The organism is Pelagibacterium halotolerans B2 (assembly GCF_000230555.1).
Lineage (GTDB): Bacteria > Pseudomonadota > Alphaproteobacteria > Rhizobiales > Devosiaceae > Pelagibacterium > Pelagibacterium halotolerans.
Map to the genome: position 1 here is coordinate 2,828,056 of NC_016078.1, position 18,149 is coordinate 2,846,204.

Sequence of the window (18,149 nt, forward strand, 5' to 3'; positions counted from 1 at the left end):
AGATCAGCATATTTGCGTAGTGACAAAGTGCACCCCGCAAACCCGATAGACAACGGGGTTTATACGTCACGCCAATAGCTTCGAACTATCACACCCCCATGCCCTATCTATAACAATTACAATAATGTGACGAAACTTGTCCGGCTTTTCATCCCCACTCTGCTTGGCACCAACGTCGAGACTTCATGGTCAATCCGCAATGGTCAGCGGTGCAAGGAGTTGCTGTGGGTGAAACCTCGGATTTTCCTTTGCCTGTCGAGAATACTCCGTAGTGGAATTCTCCACAAGACGCTTCCTTTCGGAGATGGGAATACGGGAAGTCTTCGCGCAGAATCTGAAGTCACTGCGGCAGGCGCGAGGGCTGTCGCAGGAAGAATTGGCGCATCGGGCCGAGGTGGACCGTACCTACATCAGCTCGTTGGAGCGCTGCATCTATGGTGCGAGCATCGACGTGGTGGACCGGCTCGCCAAGGTTCTCGATGTCGATTCTGCTGATCTGCTCAAGCGTCCGGTCGATGCGCGGGAGGCTTGATGGATCGGAATGAGTATCGATTACCGCTCGCCCCTTACGGGGCGAACGGGTCCAGCTCACGGATTATCGTCTCTTCGTCACCGTCATATTCGGCGGCTGGCATCACGCCCATCGTGCCGTCCCCGGCGCGGAAGATGATGATCGTCACCATGAGGGTTCAGGCAAGGTTGAAGGCCATTGCGCTGGCATCTGCGAGGGACATTTTCTGGCTCCTGTTCTGGAAGCGGGGACCATTCCCCGCTCGACAGACGCCCGATGTTTCAGTCGTGACGGCGATCACCTTGCAGGCGCGAGCCGGAAAGGCCGCACGCTCGCGTAGCGGACCCTTCACGGGTTGATCGTATTAGGGAGCGTCTGAAACCAAGGTCGCCGATCGAGAGCGGGGTGGTTTCCGCGATCAGGTGCCGGAACCGGCCTCGTAAGCGATGCCCTCCGACCGCGACCTTGATCCGATAAGGAGCGGTTCAAATTCCGCCCCCGAGGGGCCGATCATCCCGATCCGCATGATGAGAAGCGCATACAGCGCCGGGACTGGTGTGCGTGAGACAGCCTTGGTCATCCCCCGGCACTCCAAGCGACATCCAAGCCCCGGAAACGAAAAAAAAGGCCCGGCGGTCCAGCCGCCGGGCCTCGATTGTCCCGAGTAGGGTAGAGCACGTGTTTCCGGGTTTGCCGGATGACCGTTGCTCCCCCTCCGAACCGGACATGCGGCTTTCACCGCATCCGGCTCTCCATTTCCGATCCTGCAAGAGCAAAGCGATTGTCCGGGAGCGTGCCCCGGTGAAGATCGACATGGCATGGGCGGCATAACACCAACGTCTTGCGACGCCGGGCACTCATGAGCCGCTGCCAGTGCGAGGTTCCATCCTTGAGGTCCGCGAGCTTGCGCACGTGATGAACCTCGAACGGAGCATCTTCTGTTCCGCAGTATTCACATTTTCGGGCCGCAATCCGTCGCAGCAGTTCCGAGCGAGATGCGAAGGTGTGGATATTCGGCTTTGCATCCGGGTTTTGCGAGGCGGCGACCCATCGGTGTTTCAATCGAAACACCGGCAGACGCCGTTCCTCTCCTTCCAGATGATAGGCAAGCGAATGGCCATGTACCGGGCAGCGCATACGCGCAAACATTTTGCCCCAGCTTGTGTCGTGCTTCCTCGCCAGCGTTTTAAAGAGGCTCGTGTTGGCCATCCATTCCAGCCGGTTCAGATAGTACTTCGGTGCCAGCGCATAATAATTTGCGAACCCACGAAGCTCCGCGTTGTACTGGACTACGATCTCGTAATCCGACAACGGCAACATCATGGGCCTGAAGCGTATGTCATTTCTCCCGGCGTCCATGACGCCATACCCTTTCGCCACGGCGAAGTTGCGGATTTTCTCTTCCGGCACATAGAGGTGGATATGGTCGGTCACGGTGCGCTTGACGGCAAAGACCGCCTTGCCCCACGCCTCCAACCGACACTTCATGCGCTTGTCGAGCCGACGGGTTTGGACGCCGTAGCCGAGGAAGACGGTGCCCTTGCTCATGGCACCCATCCGCGATTTTTCCGCCGAGATGGTGAGCTTCAACGGTCCTTCAACGAAGGACCGGACCTCTGCCATGATCTGCGCGGCCTCCTCCTTTGAGCCGACAATACCGATGAGGAAGTCGTCGGCGTATCGCACGTAGTGCAACTGCTTGAACCCTTCATCATGCATGTCAACGCTGGGGAGAAGTGCTTTTGCCGCCTCCATCTCCTGCATTTCCTGTCGCCACCTTGCGGCTTTCGAATGGCTGTCGCCATGTACGCGCAGTTTTCGGCGGCGAATGGATGCAAGATTGTTCAGACGGCAGTACTCGGGATTGGGTTTCCTTCGAGCGCCCCGATTGAACGCCGCCATCCGGGAGTCCATGAACTGATCGAGTTCATGGAGATAGATGTTGGCGAGGATCGGCGATACGACGCCACCCTGCGGTGTCCCGCTATAAGTGGCGTTGTACGTCCAATCTTCGAGATACCCGGCCACGAGGAATTCCCTGATGAGCTTCAGGAACGCTCGATCGTCGATCTTGCGCGCCAGGAGGCCAAGCAGGGTCTCATGGTCGATATTGTCGAAGTAACCCTTGATGTCGACTTCGCAGATCCACTTGGTGCCTTTCCACGACCGGACAATCTGGTTGAGCGCAGTGTGACATGAACGCCCCGGCCGAAAGCCATGCGACCGATCCGAGAAGACCGGCTCATAGATCACTTCTAGCAGAGCGCGTACGACCTCCTGCACCAGCTTGTCGTCGCCCGTGGGAATGCCGAGCGGGCGCTTCTTGCCCGCTGGATTTTTCGGGTCCTTGAGGATGTAAGTCCTGCGAACCGGAGAGGGTTTGTAAGTGCCTGTGCTGATGGCATGCATCAACGCGGCGACCCGTTCCTCTCCGAACCCGTCGAGGGTGTTGCCCGAAACGCCGGGGGTGAGCGCCCCCTTGTTGGCATAGAGCTTCGCATAGGCCGAATACCACAAATCCGCGTGCGTTCGCATGAGCTTGTGGAGTTTCCGGACCCTTGCCCCTCCGCGGGTGGCTTTACCCACGCCTTCCAATGCCGTGACGGTGCGAGCGGATAGCACTGACTACCCTCCCTCGGGCATTCGTTGGCGTTGATCGTAAACTGCTCCCCTTCCTCCTTACCTCGGTGGTTTTCGTGGCCGTTGCCAGCCACTTATGCCGCCGTTTCAGGTCGGGTTGGTTACCGACTGCAATCCCCGTTACAGGACCACATCGAGTACTATGGGAGCTCCGTCGCCATATTGGACATGCATCCAACTTAGGCGATCCCGTATTCCCAGTCGGACAAGAAACGCTGTGGTTAGGCCCCGCGTTCGACCCTTTGCCACTCTCATCGAGCAGGCGTCGGAGAAGTCAGGTAAGGCAGCATTCTGATCTCGCTGCCTCATTCTCCGAGATGGCGTCTCATCAGTCTTTCGCCACCGATATCCCAAAACCGCTAAGGTCTACGATTCAACCAATCAAGGCTTGGCCATACACAGCTTGCAATGACGAAGACCGCGCTAGACTGATTCGCCGTCACTCGCCTTTTGTCCCAATATGCTGTTTTCCCCCGCCGGTTTTCACCGGTTGCTTCCTGTTACCAGGCCGAGGTGAATTGGGCTTGCAATGAACCTCCTGACAGTTCATGCTTACGGGAAATTTCCCCGTAAGCACTTGTTTCGACTAGTAAAACGGCGCACTCAGAACGGGATGTCATCGTCATCGTTGCTGTCCTGGCTCGCTTCGGCCTGCTTACCCCGGCTCAGGAAATCCACCGTCTCGGCGATGATCTCGACACCATAGCGCTCGATCCCTTCCGCATCGGTCCACTGGGTGTAGTGGATGCGGCCGCGCACCAGAACCTTCATGCCCTTCTGGCAATAGTCCTGGACCGTCTTGCCCAGGCCGTTGAAGGCGATGACGCGGTGCCATTCGGTATCCTGGATCCGCCGCCCTTCTGCGTCGCGGAGAACCTTGCCCTCCGAATAGCGCGGACGCGAGGTGGCGAGGGTAAAGTTGGTGACCCTGGTGCCGCCAGGGACGTTGCGGGTTTCCGGGTCGCGTCCGATGTTGCCGGCGAGAATGACGATGTTCTGCATCTTTAGTCTCCGTTGCTTCTACCGGAGGGACCATCCCTCCGATGAGCCCCCGGAAAAGGCCGGCTGGATGCGGTGGCAACCCTTAAGGACCGGGGTGGGGCGGGCAGGCGCGGCACGCGCCAACACGGCCGGTTCCGCGGGGTTGCTGGCGGAGACAGCACGGACTTAGGGGATCGGTCAGGAGGAGGGAATGGTCTTTCCGGGAATGCCCGGAGACACAAGCAGCCGCATCGTTTCGCTGGCGATATCGGGCCTGTCCCAAAACGCGCGTGTTGCGGCATCAGCTACCAACGCCTCTGTCCATTCGGCGCAACCATTTCGGGGGCAGCTCTCGGTGAATCGAGGCGCAGCAGGGGGACCTTGCGGTGAGGGCGACGGCAGCGCTCACGGCTGACGGCCAGGGCCGGGTCCATGCTGCCGGAAGCGGAAGGCAGGTCACCTTGCAGCCGCATCCACCACGCCCAGGCGGACGGTCCAAACGCTTGTCCGCTGCGGTGTCGGGATTGCTCCCGAAGGGTCATTGCGACCGGGGGCTGCGGCCAAGTCGAACCATGACGCAAACGCCGAAACGAGGCGACGACGCTGTGGTAATCGCGGCCCTGCGGCTGGATCGACATGACCTTGCGGTTCGGAACGCGGCGTGAACGTCAGCGCGAGGAGATGGCCGCCGCGACCGTGCCCAGATTGAACAGCGCGGCGATGCCCACGACGATCCCGCTGACGCCACCGAGCAGATTGAGAAGGAGCACGGAGTCGATGGCTTCCTTGGCAACGCCATAGGTGAGCGCATAACCGGCAATGGCAGACGGCACGGCAACGAGGGCGAGCGCGGCAAGGCGCAGCGCCGGGTTCTTCGCAAAGCCGATGATCGCGAAGACAACTGCAAATGCCAGCAAGGCGGCGCCGAGCGAAATCGGCATTGCCGTCCAGAAGCCGGCACCGGCTCCATACATCCACTGGAAAGCCGTCGTCGCCACCATGACCGGCAGCGCGAAAAGGGCGAGCTTCCAGGCGAGAACCGCAAGGACGATCGTGGCAGAGATGGCGAGCAGGATAAGTGTCATGGCAACCTCTGAAGTCTGGGATCGAGGGATCACGACAGGCGGCCGGAGAAAAGTTCTCGCCTGCGACCAAGCAGTTGCGCCGGTTCTGCCCGGATAAAGTAGATCACGGCGATCGCCATGTCGAGAGCGGTCCCTCGGACTCCTGCCCTAGAGACAAGAAGGGCGGCGCTTACGCGCCGCCCCGATCGCGGAAGTCATAGACCTTGATGCCGAGCTTTCTCGCCTTGTCGGCGAGATTGTCCTGAATCCCCGTACCGGGAAAAACGATGACGCCACGCGGCAGCGTTTCGAGGATCGCATCGTTGCGCTTGAAGGGCGCCGCCTTGGCATGCTTTGTCCAGTCCGGGGCAAATCCGACCTGCGGCACCTTGCGCTGATCGGCCCAGCGGGAGGCGATCAGCTCGGCGCCTTTCGGCGACTTGCCGTGCAACAGAACCATGTCCGCGTATTTGTCGCGCACCTTGTCGAGGACGCTCCAGATCAGGCGGTGATCGTTGTAGTCGAGGCCGCCCGAGACGACGATCTTCGGACCATCGGGGCAATAGACTTCATTGTCGGCCCAGCGCTTGGCGGTAAGGAAATCGCGGCTGTCGATGAGCGCCGATGTCAGGGCGCGATGGTTGACCTTCGACCCGGCCCGTGCCCGCCAGGCGGAGCCGATATGCTGCTCGAACTGCTCGGCGGCGAGATCGCGGAAGAGCTCCATGGCGTCCCGGCGCTCGATAAGGGTCAGCCCTTCGGCCGTCCGGCGCTCCAGCTCGACGGATTTCACCTCGCTGCCATCCTGTTCGCGCTGGAGGCGGCGCTGGGCCTGCTCATTGTCGTCCAGATCGCGTTCGATGCGGGTGGCGGCGCGCTGGAAGAGATTGACGGTTCCCCAGAGCACTTCCTCGAGGTCGGGCTCGAGGCGGGTTTCGCTCATCGAGGCCACAAGGGCGTCGAAGACATCGACCAGAGCGGAAAAGACGACATTGCCATCGGGCAAGGGCCTGGGATCGGGTTCGTCCTCATAGGGGCGCCAGCCATAGAGCTGAAGTTCGGACAGGACGTGATCGGTCGGGGAAGAGGCGTGACGGTGTTCGGCGTCGTCATCATGGTCATGGATCATCGGGGTGGTCCTTCGTCGGTCTGACCGCGACCCTCGCGGCCTTCGTGGCGACGAAAGCCCACGGGCGGGACGGGCTGGCAGTCCTCGCCCCGCGAGGGCCTTGATGGCCGCGCCGGCTATTTTGCCTCGCGATGCAAAGGCCGGCTCGCCGGCCGGCGGAAAATAGCCGCCAGGCGCGGCCATTGCCTGCCCGTCCCGTTTGTGGGCCGCTCGCTCCTTCGAAGGCCGGTCGCGGCTCTTGCCGAAGATGGAGCGCCCGGCGATGTGACCATTGGCGACGGCGATACCCCGGTGCGTACCCCGTCCGATCTATGGCCTGCCGATCAGGAAGCGGTTGGCGTCCTCGGGGCGAAGCCCGGACCGCAGCACGGTGCAAAGCATGTCGAGGCCATGACCGCGCAGATCGTCGTTGAAGTCCCCGCCAAGGGGCGAAAGGCCAACCGCCTCGATCCCGACGCTCGCTGCTCGGGACAAAAGCGCTTCCCGCGCGCGGCTTCCCGCCGAATCTCGGTCGGACAGGATATAGAGTCGCCTCAGCGCCGGCGGGAACAGGATGGCAGCGAGGTGCGCCGCCGAGAGTGCCGCGACCATCGGCATGAAGGGCAATCCCGAGCGCGCGGACAACACGGTTTCGATTCCCTCTCCGGCCGCCATCACCTCGGCAGCTGCCCCGAAGCGCACGCCATTGCCGAGAAGATCGCCCATCGCGCGGCGGGGATAATCGACATCCGCCTTGTCCGAACCGTCCGGGTTGAGCCAGGTCCGATGCGCACCCGTGGTTCGTCCGGTGAGATCGGTCACGGCGGCGACCATCGCCGGCATGGTCAGGGTCGGCCCGTCATCGGCGGGACGATAGTAGCAGCGAGGATGGAAGCGCAGGGCGTCAGTATCTGCGAACGCGGTGATGCCGCGGCCGCGCAGATAGGTTTCGGCAAGCGTGCCCCGAAAGGGCTGCGAGATGGCGAGCAAGCGTTTCGCGGACCGTCTGGAATTGGTCGAGCCGGATCGTGGCGGTGAGCCTGGGAGCGGATCGGGATGCGGCAGGGCGAGGAAGGCACGGGCCTCCTCGGCGACATCCCTGAACGCGGCAAGGCCCAGTGATTCCCGGATTACGTCGAGCAGGTCGCCGTGCTCCCCGGTTGCCGCGTCGGTCCACTTTCCGGCAGCGCCCTTGCCGGTATCGGGTCCGGCAAGGCGGACGAACATCGAGCGTCCGGGAGTGTTGCGCACATCGCCAACGAACCAATAGTGTCCGAAGCGGCGTCCGGCCGGAAGATAATGACGGCAAACCGCCTCGGCCTTTCGGCCGAGACGGATGGCGAGGTCGGCGGCATCGTAGCGAGGCATCACGCTGCCTCGCGCTCGGAAACGCGCTCGATGGCCCAGCGGTCGAGGACGCGGCCGAGGATATCAACGCCCCTGGCATCCGTCGGCACGAACATCCTGAGCTTCCAGGAAATGATTTCGTGGAAGAGCCCGTAGCTGCTGAGGCGCTGCCGCATGGTGTCGGTGAAGCCGGACAATTCGATCCGTTGCCCGCCCATGACGCGGACACGGCGAAGCTGGAGCCCTTCTTCCAGATCAATGACGGTCCTGCCGTCCATGAGCGCGGCGAAAGCGGCGTCGGCCGACAGCGAGAGCGATCCGGTTGCGACCGCGTTGGCCGCCCAGGCGGGCGAGACGCGACGGCCGATGATACGCTCACCCGAGTCGGCCTGGAGACGATAGACCCGCGTACCCTCGTTGGCCGGCAACCGCTTCCAGATCGGCAACAGCAAGCCCGAGACGATATGGATAGTGGATTCGGTGAACTCGGGCACCTCCGCCAGCTCGGCCGACCATGCTGCGGAGAAATCGGCGTGTTCGGCTTCCTTCCAATGGGTGCCCGGCATCGTCCTGACGGGGACGTTATGAGCCTCGGTCGGACGGACTAGGCGCACCCTGCGCTCGATTTCGCCATCGTCGAGCATGACGCCGGTGGTGGGGATCTGGACGGCGGCGCGGCCCGACCGCTCGTTGAACATCAGCAGCGCGCGCGGATCGGCGAGGTGATCGAGCGCGGCATCCAGCCCGAGCGGCTGATTGCGCTTGCGCTGCGCGATCGTCAGCAGGCCCGTCTCAGCGCCGGTGCCCGGATGAGTGTAGATCGTGTGGCGCTCGGTGACGATGAAGCTCTCCGCCCGCAACGTTTCGAGCCCCATATCGTATGTGCCCGACGCGATGGCGCCCTCGACGCGCGCGGCGAGCAGCCCCTCGAACGCGGCGAACAGAACATCCTGAAGCTCGATGGTCAGGGCGAGAAGCCGGTTGAGGAAGGTCGTTATCGGCGGCAGATCGTCCTTGATCCCATTGTCGTCCATCAGCTTGAGGCCGGTGGTGCTTTCGAAGCGATGAAGTGAGCAGCCCTCGACCTTGCCGCGCACCAGCAGGAGATAGAGTTGCCTCAAGGCATCTCGGGCATAGGGCGATTCAAGATTGTCCTCGGGGCGGAAAAGGCCCTGGCCGCCGGTCTGTCTCTGTCCGCGCGTGATTGCGCCCAAGGTGTCGAGCCGCCGCGCGATGGTAGAGAGGAAGCGCTTTTCGGCCCGGACATTGGTCGCGATCGGGCAGAAAAGCGGCGGCTGCTTCTGGCTGGTCCGGTTGGTGCGGCCGAGCCCCTGGATGGCGTTGTCCGCCCGCCAGCCGGGTTCGAGCAGATAGTGCTTGCGCAGCCGCGTGTTCCGCGCCGAAAGCTCGGCATGGTAGCTGCGTCCGGTGCCCCCGGCATCCGAGAAGATCAGGATGCGCTTGACGTCATCCATGAACGCCTGGGTTTCCGAGAGATTTGCGCTGCCGGCGCGGCTTTCGACGATCAGGCGGTCGTTCTTGCGCACTACACGGCGAGAGCGGCCGGTGACCTCAGCCGTGACGTCCGTGCCGAAGGTCTGGACGATCTGGTCGAGAGCGCCCGGTACGGGGGGAAGGCTCGCGAGATGAGCGATGAGCTCGTCGCGTCGGGCAATGGCCTCGCGGCTCTCCACCGGCTGGCCATCGCGCGTGACCGGGCGGGACAACAGCCTCCCCTCGGAATCGGTGAACGGCTCGTAGAGCTGAACCGGGAAGGAATGGGCAAGATAGTCCAAAACATATTCGCGCGGCGTGATGTCGACCCGCACATCGTTCCATTCCTCGGTCGGCAGCTCCGCGAGCCGCCTTTCCATCAGCGCCTCGCCGGTCGAGACGATCTGGACAACGGGAGCATGGCCCTCCTCGAGATCGCGCCGGATGCGGCCGATCAGAGTGGGGGTTTTCATGCTGGTGAGCAGATGGCCGAAGAAGCGTTGCTTGGCGCTCTCGAAGGCCGATCTTGCCGCGGACTTGGCCTGCGCGTTCAGCGTGCCCGTGCTGCCGGTGATATTGGCGGCGCGCATGGCTGCGTCGAGATTGTTGTGAATGATCGAGAACGCCCCCGCATAGGCGTCGTAGATACGGACCTGCTCGGGGGTCAGCTCGTGCTCTAGCATCTCATATTCGACGCCATCATAGGACAGCGAACGGGCGGTATAGAGGCCGAGCGCGCGCAGATCGCGCGCCAGAACCTCCATCGCCGCGACGCCGCCGCCCTCGATGGCCTCGACGAACTCCGTCCTCGTCGAGAACGGAAAATCCTCGCCGCCCCAAAGGCCCAGCCTTTCGGCGTAGGCCAGATTGTGAACCGTCGTCGCCCCGGTTGCCGAGACGTATAGGACACGCGCGTTCGCAAGGGCGTGCTGGAGCCGCAGCCCCGCACGGCCCTGCTGAGACCCGGCCTGTTCTCCGCGCTCGCTCCTGGTGCCGGCGGCGTTGGACATGGCGTGGCTTTCGTCGAACACGATCACTCCGTCGAACTCGCTGCCCAACCACTGAACGATCTGATCGACGCGGGAAAGCTTTTCTCCGCCGCCTTCAGAGCGGAGCGTAGCGTAGGTAAGAAATAGGATACCTTCGTTGAGCGTGATCGGCTTTCCCTTCGGAAAGCGGGACAGCGGCGTGACCAGAAGGCGCTCCATGCCGAGGGCCGACCAATCCCGTTGTGCGTCCTCGATCAGCGTCTCGGATTTCGAAATCCAGAGCGCGCGGCGACGCCCTTTCATCCAGTTGTCGAGGACGACACCGGCGACCTGTCTGCCCTTGCCCGCCCCGGTGCCGTCTCCGACCATGAAGCCCCGGCGGAAGCGCACGGTATTGCCGGCATCCTCGGGTGCGGCCGAGACGACATCGAAGGTTTCGTCCACGGTCCAGAACCCGGCAAGATGCTCGGCATGGGCCTCGCCGGCGTAAATCACGGTCTCGAGCTGGGCGTCCGACAGCAGCCCGTTCGAGACGATGGCGGGAGGAAGCGTCGGCCGGTAGGCGGGCTTGGGTGGCGCCACCGACGCCATCGCCGCCGACTGCACAAGCTTGGTGGGATGCGGCTTCGCGCCGGGAATGGCGAGCGATTGGAGGGCGTATTCCTCGTAGATCGCGTCCGAGAGACGTGCATCCTCGGGTGGCAACCACTCGCGCAGCTCGAAATTGAGGTCCTGGGCTTGAGGCTCGGCCAGCGGAGCAGCGGCCGACGCGGTGCGCGCGGGACGCGCCACATAGCCGCGAAGCGTGCGGGGCGCCGGAGCCGGAGCCGGAGCCGGAGCCGGTCGAACAGCGACCGAAGCGGCAACCGGCAAGCGCGGCGGTACGTGCTCGCCGATCCAGGCCATGAGCGTGGCCGCGTCCGGGGCGATTCCGGGCGAGTCCAAAAGGCGCTCGGGGTCGTCTGCGGGCAGCTTGTCGATGACGGTCAGCCGTGGCGAATACGTCGTCCCGTGCCGCGCATAGATCGCGCCGTCGACGGCGGCAGAGAATACGATGCGGCCGCGCTGCTGAAGCTGGACATAGGCATCGCGCCAAGCCGGAGCATCCGGTGCGAAGTTCGAGCCGGTGATGGCGACCAACCGGCCGCCATCAGCCAACCTGGCAAGGGCGGATGAGACATGCCGGAAAGCGGCGTCCGCCATGCGGCCGGCGACATTCGCCATCACCGAGAATGGCGGATTCATTATAACGACGCTCGGGACGATCGCCGGGTCGAGATGATCGTCGATCTGGGCGGCGTCGAACCGGGTGACCCTGAGGTCGGGGAACAGGGTCGAGAGCAGGTCGGCGCGGGTTTCGGTCAGCTCGTTGAGCACAAGCGCGCCGCCCTCGATCTCGGCGAGGATGGCGAGAAGGCCGGTGCCGGCCGACGGTTCGAGCACACGATCGACCGGTGTGACACGAGCGGCGGCCATGACCGCCAGCCCGAGCGGAACCGGCGTCGAGAATTGCTGGAAGGTCTGGCTCTCCTGCGAGCGGCGCGTGTGGGTAGGCAGGAGCGCGACGACCTTCTCCAGCATCGGCAGCGCGAGCGCCGGAGAGCCGGCTTTGCGCAGCAGCGCCTTGCCGTATTTGCGAAGGAACAGAACGGTGGCGGCTTCGCACGCCTCATATGCCGTCTTCCAATCCCAGGCGCCCGAGGCATCGGAGGCGCCAAAGGCCGACTCCATCGCCGCACGCAGGGCCACCGCATCGACGCGGCGGCCATGCTCGAGATGGGGAAGGATGAGGCGCGCGGCGGCGAGGATGGGAGGAAGGGATGGGCGAGCGATTGCGGCGTCGGCGGACGGCGCCGTCTGGACCGGCGATGGCATGGACATGGGATAAAGCCTCGGGAGAGCGGGAAGGACACAAGCCGCGCGTCTCTCTCTCGACCGCACCGGCTCAAACCCTTCCCGGCCCCCCTCTCACTCTCCACCGTGCCAAGCGGGACAGCACGATAAGAGCGCCCCGCCGAGAGGTGGGGCGCTCTTGGTTGAGCGTCGTTCGCGTTCAGATTTAGTGGTTCGGCTCAGCCTTTGGCACGAAGCGGTCGGGGTCCGGCGGCAGGTAGGCGTCATAGGGATTGCCGTCTGCCAGATGTCCGAAGGGCGTGAACACGTAGTAGGTCCCCTCGCGGCCCACGGCGCAGATCACATAGCGCGGCTGCCCGTTCTCCGCGTCCGCGCATTCCATAAGCGCCAGATTACCGTCGCCGGCGGCGCGCAGCAGGGTCTGGAAATTGGTGCGGGCGTAGTCTGGGATGCTCATGCCGGGCCTCCATCGGTTGAGGACGGATCATCAGGACCGTGCGCGTCAGCCAAGATCGCCTCGGCCCTTTCGATGGCCCAGGACGCCTTGGAGAGCCAGTCCTGGGAAGTTTCCCGAGCGGCAAGAGCGTCGGCGGTCAGGATTTTGAGGACGCCGAGCAGAACTTCAAAGTGGGTGGCCCGGCGTTGGACGCCTTCCTCGAAATGAGGCGGCACCGGGATGGAGGGGCCTTCATAGGCCGCGTCGGCGCCCTGCCAGATCCCGGTGACATAGTTTTCCCCGGCGGTTTCATAGTCGAGCTTTTCGCCGGTCCAGTCCTCATCCTCGATGGCGAGGCGGCATGCCTGCGCAGGCGTTTCAGCTTCGTAGCTCCTGTGCCGATAGGCCGGCAGGTGGTAGGTCGTTTCAACGGTATAGGTGGGCATTGGAGCCTCCATAAGAAAAAGCCCGGCGCAGGGGCCGGGCGGGAGTTGCTGTGAGTGGAGGACGGGATCAGTATCCGAATTGCCATGACGGCCAGGGCTGGACGTCTTCTGCGGCGGCAAGGGCCTCGGCAAGATAGGCCGGGTAGCCTTCGACGCATTGCGGGTTCCGAATCGGCGTTTCGTCGATGACGGTGACGCGCACGACAACGCCGTCCTCGACCTCGACATGAACGGGCACGAGGTAGGAGAAGACGACGTGCCGATTGGCGGCGCTGACCGGCTTATCCATCGTCTTCCTCCTCGTCGGCGAGGCCATCGAGATAGTCGATGAGCGGTTGGAACTGACCGTTGTCTTCCGCCCATCGCGCGATCAGCACCAGGAGGGTAAAGCTGTCCCAGCCGGCCCTCGCCGCAATGGCTTCGAACTGCTCATGGGTTTCGTTGCGCATGAGAGAGTCTCCTTAAAGGACGGCGGCCGGCATAGCTGCCCGGCCTTCGACGACATCGGCGCCAACCTCGTCGGCCGTGATCTCCTCGAGACGGGCCGAGCTATAGCCCTTCCGGGACACCCAGAGCTCCGCCGCCTCTCGGCTTTCCGCCAGATGCAGCAATTCGGCGTTTTCACCGAGGGGCTGGATAACGCGCACCATGCCGATGGCGGGCCGCTCGGCGACTTCGAAGCTGAGATCGGAGTCGACGATGTACGAGCACATGACGCTTATGAGTGTCACGCCGCTTGCGCTGAATTTGCCCTCGTGCAGCACGAACGTGGCTGGTGACGAATAGGTCGGCCGCTCGTGCGGCGGCTCTTTCCTGACCAACCGGCCGATGCCGTTGCGATGTTCCCAAGCCTTGAGCTTTCGCGTGAACCGAGCGGGCGGCCGGGGGGTGCCGTCGGAATAGCGGATAAGCGAACCGAGTGGAGCGTTCTCATAGATGGTGAGAGCGGACATTCTCATATCTCCTGAAATGAAAACGGCCTGGTGGGAAGGCCGGGCCGGAAAGGGAAATGAGGGGCGGCGGACGCCGCCCCAACAGGGTCTATTCGGCCGCGACCGGAGGGGTTGCCTCGTTCTCGAAATCCGCCGAGGCGTCTGCGTCGGGTTCGTCGCCGCCGGAAAGATAGTCGGGCAGCGCATCGACGTCGGCTTCCTCGGGGGCGTCGGATTCCACCGCGAGGCCACGGAGCGGTTCGGGCAGCCAGCCGCTGTCAGCGAGCAGGCGTTCGGCCTCGCGCGCCATATCCGGCTTCTTGAGATGGTCGATGAGCTGCGCGGCCTGGTCGCCGACGCCCTCGCGGACCGCCTCGAGGATATGCCGCTTTGTCACCCGTCCCAGGTAGTTTTCGACGGTGGGCCGGAATCCAGCCTCCACCATGTCGAGCCCTGTGACATGGGCGAGGCGTTCAGCTTCGGCCATACGCCGGTCGAGGCCGCGCTGGCTGATGCCGCTTGCACCGAACTGGTTCGGCCGCTCGTAAAGCGCGTTGACCCCGAAGGAGACGCAATGGGCGAGCAGCGCGTGACGGCTGGCATTGTCGAGCCCTTCGATCCAACCCCAGAGCTCGTCGTCGTCGGACGGGATATCCGCCTTCCAGTTCTCGTGGCGTTCCGTGAGCGCCTGGGCATAGGGGGCATCGGGAAGATCCTTGCCCTGCTCACGGAAATGTACGCGGTGGACGTTGGCCTCGATCACCACACCCTCGGCCCTGACCTGGCTGAAGGTGTCCCGCACGAGCTTATGGAGGAGCGCGGTGACGGCGACCTCGGGATTGGCCGCCAGGGCATCGCGCAGCGCGAGGGTGCGGTGGGCGGTCAGCTCCATCACGAGGCGCTCGGGCAAGGGCTTGACCGCCTCGCCTTCATCATCCTCATCCTCGGGCTGGGCGGGATCGCCCCCGATGGTGATGACTGCGTGGGTCGCGTCACCGTTCCCCTCGTCATCGCCGATATCGGTGCCGGGTTCCTCGGCGTCGGCTTTAACCGGCGCTTCGTCCTCGGGGCGCACATACCCGCGATCGACGATCAGCTCGCCATCGCGGTCGAGGCCGACAAAAACTCCGGCAAGGGAAATGTCCAGCGGCTCGAAGATAACCGGGCGGTTCTCGAACGCTTCGAGCGCCGTCTCGATCTCGCCAAGGCGTTGGTCGATCTCGTCGGGGTACTCCTCAACGTCCTCGTATTCGGCCTCGATCTTCGCGTACTCGTCGCGCAGGCTTTCCCGCTCGGCACGTTCGTCCTCAGTGAGATCGACCGACGCACGCGCGAGGGCACGCAACCCGTTGCTGTAGCCGTAGGGAAGGTTGACGTCGACGGCGATCCACTTCCAGCCCTCGGCTGCGATCTCGTCGGCGACGGCTTTGAGCTTTTCGGTGGTTAACCTGTCGAGCAGCGCCGGATCTTCGAGCCAGAAGCCAACCTGTTCTGAAAAAAGATCGCGCAGTACACCACCGCCGGCCTGCTCATAGGCTTGGGTGCCGACGAAAATGGCTCTCTTGTCGGAAGAGGGAACCGCGGCTTCGGTCAGCATTTGCCGAATCTGCCAGGGCTGACGATAGGTATGCTGGATAGCGTCCCAAACCTGCTCCTGGCGGTCGTGGTCGGGGTTGACGGTGAACGCCTCAAGCAGCTCGAGCGTCATTCCCCCATCTGCATAGACGTCGAGCAGCTTGGGAGAAACGCTCGTGAGGCGCAACCGCTGTTCGACGAACCGTTCGGTTGTGAAATAGGCGGATGCGACCTCGGCCCGCGACATCTTTTGGTCAACCATGCTCTTGAACGCGCGAAACTGATCGAGCGGATGCAGCCCAGCGCGCTGAACGTTCTCGGCCAGGGAATCGTCTTCCTTGAGGATCTTGGTGTCGGACTTGCGCACGACGCACGGCACCAGGCCGTCCTTGGGGAAGCGCTTGGCCTTGACCAGACGCGCGATAGCCCGATAGCGGCGGCCACCGGCGGGCACTTCGAAAAATCCGGTTTCCTCGCCGTTTTCGTCGACAAGGGCGCGGACATTGAGACCTTGGATCAGGTCCTCGCGGCGGTCGATGTCCTGGGTCAACTCGTCCAGCCCGGTTTCGGGCCGGATCTGGCGGACGTTGGCCTCGCTGATCACCAGCTTGTCGAAGGGAATGTCGCGCGAGCGTGAGAAGACGATTTTCTTGGGCGACTTTGCCATGTCGGTTTCTCCACGACGGGCGGCCGCAAGACTCTCTCGCGACCTCCAACCCGTCACAAAAAACCGACCCCTCTCTCCCTCTCCCTTCCCCGCGCCGCGGGAGAGCGAAAGGCCCGAGATCGTCACCAGGCCGGGCGGTGTGGTCGCTCGGCGTTGATGCGGTATTTCGAGCGCAGCGCTTCGATGGCAGCGTCCTGCCGTGCGATCCTGCCGCGGAGCCGGTTCAACTCCGGCCCGGACGTCTCCAGCAGGCGCCCGAGGATGCGCCGGTATTCGGCCTCGTCCGCCCCGGTCCAACGACTCATTCTGCGATGGTAGTAGCGAGCCTTCGGCCTCCGGCGGATCGTCTCGGCTTCAGCACGATTGCGGAGCGCGTGTTCGACGCGGATCAGGTTGCTGCGCGTTTCGGCAAGACTGGCTTCCATGCGATCGAGTGCAGCATGCAACTGGGCGTGCGTCATCATGCGGCCCTCCTGTTGCTCTCATGGGCAGGGCGGTCGCCGCTGCCGTCGCTCTCCGGCAGGAAGGACAGAATCCAGTCGGCCGCCTTGCTCGCCTGTGAAGCCGCGCGAACGATCGCGCGGTTGTCGTCGCGCAGCACGTCCAACCAGGAGCCGATATAGTCGGCATGGCGTACCGTGGGTGTGATGCCGAGCGAGGCGCAGCAGAAGGCCGCGTTGATCTCGGCCACCAGTTCCTCGAAGGCGTACTTCTTCGAGCCGAAGCTGCCGGCGAGGTCGCGGTTGAGGCGCGAACGATGGCCGGTGGCGTGGCCCAGCTCGTGCAGGGTAGTACGGTGCCAGTTGATCGGTTCGTGATAGGCTTGCGGCGGCGGCACCTGCACATAGTCCAGCGCTGGGACGTAGAACGCCCTGTTGCCACCTATGCGGAAATCGACCCCGGTCGAGCGAATGAGGGCCTCGACCCTTGGTTCGATAAGTTCCTCCGGCGAGGGCGGCGCCTCGGCTGCGATCTCCTCGGGCAAGCCCTCGCATTGGTCCATGTTGAAGACCGTGAACCTTTTGAGGAATGGGATCGCCTGGGCGTCCTCGCCGGTTTCGTGCCCACGCGCCTTTTCGTCCTCAGGAAGGAACCTGTCCGCATAGACGACTGTGGTGCCCCGCTCGCCCCGGCGCACATGACCGCCAAGCGAGAGCGCCTGCCGGAAGGTCAGCCAGTGCTGCGTGGGAAAGCCATGTTCTACGACGGCGCCCCAGAGGATGAGGATATTGATGCCGGAATATTGCCGCCGGGTGGCGGCGTTTCTCGGCATGGCGAGCGAAGCCTTTGCGTTGGCGGTGCCCCAGGGTTGGACCCAGGGCAAGTGACCAGCCTCCAGCTCGGCTATGATCTTGTCGGTGATTTCGTCGTAAAGGTTCGCCCGGTCATTTCCGGCGCGGCGTTCGCGAGTGCTGGCCATCGGGATGATCTCCGCGACGGGCCTCGGGAGCCTCTCTCCCGATCCTCAACCCGTCACGGACATCCCCGTCCACACTCTCACTCTTGGCTGTGCGTCGAGGTATCTCCCTGCCATGCCAACAGACATGTTCATGTGCATGACAGCAAGGGGGCAAATCCAGGCAGGCAACATAAGGGGGCGACCACCGAGAGCATCATACTCCCAATCGGGACCTAGGCTTATGTCTGGGAAGAGCCAGCGCCCCCGCCGAAGCGAGTCAGATTGTCGCACCCTAAACGGCAAGCGGGCCGGGAAACCTTCGTCCCAGCGCTTCCAGTATGCTTCCAGTGGGAATTTGTCGCTGAATTTTGGGAGGTTTGGGCGTCCTAGAAAGCCCTTAAATTTCAAGGACTTAGAATGGTTGCGGGGGCAGGATTTGAACCTGCGACCTTCAGGTTATGAGCCTGACGAGCTACCGGGCTGCTCCACCCCGCGTCAATGATGTCCGTTATGTTTGCGGTGCGCCGGGCGAACCGCTTGGACGCCGCCTATATAGGGGTGCAAATTGCGTTTGCATACCCCCCGCGATCGCTTACACGACATTTTTTTGACACGCCCCGCACAAGGCCATCCCGTTCCCGCGATTGCGCTTTCGCCAATGCCCGGCTACACATGGGTCAGAGGCTCTGCCCTTTCCGTTTTCCGC

The 18,149-nt window shown here is 63.3% G+C and carries 16 protein-coding genes and 1 tRNA gene; 1 reads left to right on the forward strand and 16 read right to left on the reverse strand.

The annotated features are described in order from the left end of the window. Positions 1-304: 304 nt before the first annotated feature. Complete coding sequence (locus KKY_RS13835) at positions 305-532, forward strand: helix-turn-helix domain-containing protein (protein ID WP_041528790.1); 228 nt, start codon at positions 305-307, stop codon at positions 530-532. 397 nt (positions 533-929) lie between these two features. Here the strand turns inward: KKY_RS13835 and KKY_RS20550 are convergent, their stop codons facing one another. From KKY_RS20550 to KKY_RS13905, 16 genes are all read right to left on the reverse strand, one after another. Beyond that, positions 930-1,091: a hypothetical protein gene (locus KKY_RS20550; protein ID WP_014131989.1), complete on the reverse strand. Its 162-nt coding sequence runs from the start codon at positions 1,089-1,091 to the stop codon at positions 930-932. A gap of 155 nt (positions 1,092-1,246) precedes the next feature. Beyond that, positions 1,247-3,133 (reverse strand): group II intron reverse transcriptase, encoded by a 1,887-nt coding sequence (locus KKY_RS13840; RefSeq protein WP_050811722.1) that lies wholly within the window; start codon positions 3,131-3,133, stop codon positions 1,247-1,249. Positions 3,134-3,754: 621 nt separating this feature from the next. Beyond that, positions 3,755-4,153, reverse strand: coding sequence for a single-stranded DNA-binding protein (locus KKY_RS13845; RefSeq protein ID WP_014131991.1), 399 nt, complete (start codon positions 4,151-4,153; stop codon positions 3,755-3,757). A gap of 647 nt (positions 4,154-4,800) precedes the next feature. Beyond that, a complete protein-coding gene (locus KKY_RS13850) occupies positions 4,801-5,217 on the reverse strand; it encodes a hypothetical protein (protein ID WP_014131993.1) in 417 nt (138 codons plus the stop codon). A gap of 169 nt (positions 5,218-5,386) precedes the next feature. Continuing rightward, a complete protein-coding gene (locus KKY_RS13855; RefSeq protein ID WP_014131994.1) occupies positions 5,387-6,325 on the reverse strand; it encodes a DUF2493 domain-containing protein in 939 nt (312 codons plus the stop codon). Between the two features lie 309 nt (positions 6,326-6,634). Beyond that, positions 6,635-7,672: a DUF7146 domain-containing protein gene (locus KKY_RS13860; protein WP_014131995.1), complete on the reverse strand. Its 1,038-nt coding sequence runs from the start codon at positions 7,670-7,672 to the stop codon at positions 6,635-6,637. Beyond that, positions 7,672-12,009 carry a strawberry notch-like NTP hydrolase domain-containing protein gene (locus KKY_RS13865; protein ID WP_425287466.1) on the reverse strand — a complete coding sequence of 1,446 codons (4,338 nt, stop codon included), beginning with the start codon at positions 12,007-12,009 and terminating at the stop codon, positions 7,672-7,674. The genes KKY_RS13860 and KKY_RS13865 overlap by 1 nt, the downstream gene beginning before the upstream one ends. 184 nt (positions 12,010-12,193) lie before the next feature. Next, entirely contained in the window at positions 12,194-12,445 is a 252-nt protein-coding gene (locus KKY_RS13870) for a DUF6117 family protein (protein ID WP_014131997.1), read from the reverse strand. Continuing rightward, complete coding sequence (locus tag KKY_RS13875; RefSeq protein WP_014131998.1) at positions 12,442-12,870, reverse strand: hypothetical protein; 429 nt, start codon at positions 12,868-12,870, stop codon at positions 12,442-12,444. Before KKY_RS13875 ends, KKY_RS13870 begins: the two co-directional genes overlap by 4 nt. 67 nt (positions 12,871-12,937) lie before the next feature. Continuing rightward, positions 12,938-13,159, reverse strand: coding sequence for a hypothetical protein (locus KKY_RS13880; RefSeq protein WP_014131999.1), 222 nt, complete (start codon positions 13,157-13,159; stop codon positions 12,938-12,940). Next, positions 13,152-13,319, reverse strand: coding sequence for a hypothetical protein (locus KKY_RS20555; RefSeq protein WP_014132000.1), 168 nt, complete (start codon positions 13,317-13,319; stop codon positions 13,152-13,154). The genes KKY_RS13880 and KKY_RS20555 overlap by 8 nt, the downstream gene beginning before the upstream one ends. 12 nt (positions 13,320-13,331) lie before the next feature. Then, positions 13,332-13,823, reverse strand: coding sequence for a hypothetical protein (locus KKY_RS13885; protein ID WP_014132001.1), 492 nt, complete (start codon positions 13,821-13,823; stop codon positions 13,332-13,334). A gap of 88 nt (positions 13,824-13,911) precedes the next feature. Next, positions 13,912-16,044, reverse strand: coding sequence for a ParB/RepB/Spo0J family partition protein (locus KKY_RS13890; protein ID WP_014132002.1), 2,133 nt, complete (start codon positions 16,042-16,044; stop codon positions 13,912-13,914). Between the two features lie 122 nt (positions 16,045-16,166). Further along, positions 16,167-16,508: a hypothetical protein gene (locus KKY_RS13895; protein ID WP_014132003.1), complete on the reverse strand. Its 342-nt coding sequence runs from the start codon at positions 16,506-16,508 to the stop codon at positions 16,167-16,169. Beyond that, positions 16,505-17,464, reverse strand: coding sequence for an ArdC family protein (locus KKY_RS13900; RefSeq protein WP_014132004.1), 960 nt, complete (start codon positions 17,462-17,464; stop codon positions 16,505-16,507). The genes KKY_RS13895 and KKY_RS13900 overlap by 4 nt, the downstream gene beginning before the upstream one ends. A 397-nt stretch (positions 17,465-17,861) precedes the next feature. Continuing rightward, a tRNA-Met gene (locus tag KKY_RS13905) sits at positions 17,862-17,938 on the reverse strand. Positions 17,939-18,149: the final 211 nt, after the last annotated feature.

Coding starts and splice junctions, on each gene's coding strand:
- KKY_RS13835 (WP_041528790.1), top strand. CDS start 305: ATGGGAATACGGGAAGTCTTCGCGCAGAATCTGAAGTCACTGCGGCAG.
- KKY_RS20550 (WP_014131989.1), bottom strand. CDS start 1,091: ATGACCAAGGCTGTCTCACGCACACCAGTCCCGGCGCTGTATGCGCTT.
- KKY_RS13845 (WP_014131991.1), bottom strand. CDS start 4,153: ATGCAGAACATCGTCATTCTCGCCGGCAACATCGGACGCGACCCGGAA.
- KKY_RS13850 (WP_014131993.1), bottom strand. CDS start 5,217: ATGACACTTATCCTGCTCGCCATCTCTGCCACGATCGTCCTTGCGGTT.
- KKY_RS13855 (WP_014131994.1), bottom strand. CDS start 6,325: ATGATCCATGACCATGATGACGACGCCGAACACCGTCACGCCTCTTCC.
- KKY_RS13860 (WP_014131995.1), bottom strand. CDS start 7,672: ATGCCTCGCTACGATGCCGCCGACCTCGCCATCCGTCTCGGCCGAAAG.
- KKY_RS13865 (WP_425287466.1), bottom strand. CDS start 12,009: ATGCCATCGCCGGTCCAGACGGCGCCGTCCGCCGACGCCGCAATCGCT.
- KKY_RS13870 (WP_014131997.1), bottom strand. CDS start 12,445: ATGAGCATCCCAGACTACGCCCGCACCAATTTCCAGACCCTGCTGCGC.
- KKY_RS13875 (WP_014131998.1), bottom strand. CDS start 12,870: ATGCCCACCTATACCGTTGAAACGACCTACCACCTGCCGGCCTATCGG.
- KKY_RS13880 (WP_014131999.1), bottom strand. CDS start 13,159: ATGGATAAGCCGGTCAGCGCCGCCAATCGGCACGTCGTCTTCTCCTAC.
- KKY_RS20555 (WP_014132000.1), bottom strand. CDS start 13,319: ATGCGCAACGAAACCCATGAGCAGTTCGAAGCCATTGCGGCGAGGGCC.
- KKY_RS13885 (WP_014132001.1), bottom strand. CDS start 13,823: ATGTCCGCTCTCACCATCTATGAGAACGCTCCACTCGGTTCGCTTATC.
- KKY_RS13890 (WP_014132002.1), bottom strand. CDS start 16,044: ATGGCAAAGTCGCCCAAGAAAATCGTCTTCTCACGCTCGCGCGACATT.
- KKY_RS13895 (WP_014132003.1), bottom strand. CDS start 16,508: ATGATGACGCACGCCCAGTTGCATGCTGCACTCGATCGCATGGAAGCC.
- KKY_RS13900 (WP_014132004.1), bottom strand. CDS start 17,464: ATGGCCAGCACTCGCGAACGCCGCGCCGGAAATGACCGGGCGAACCTT.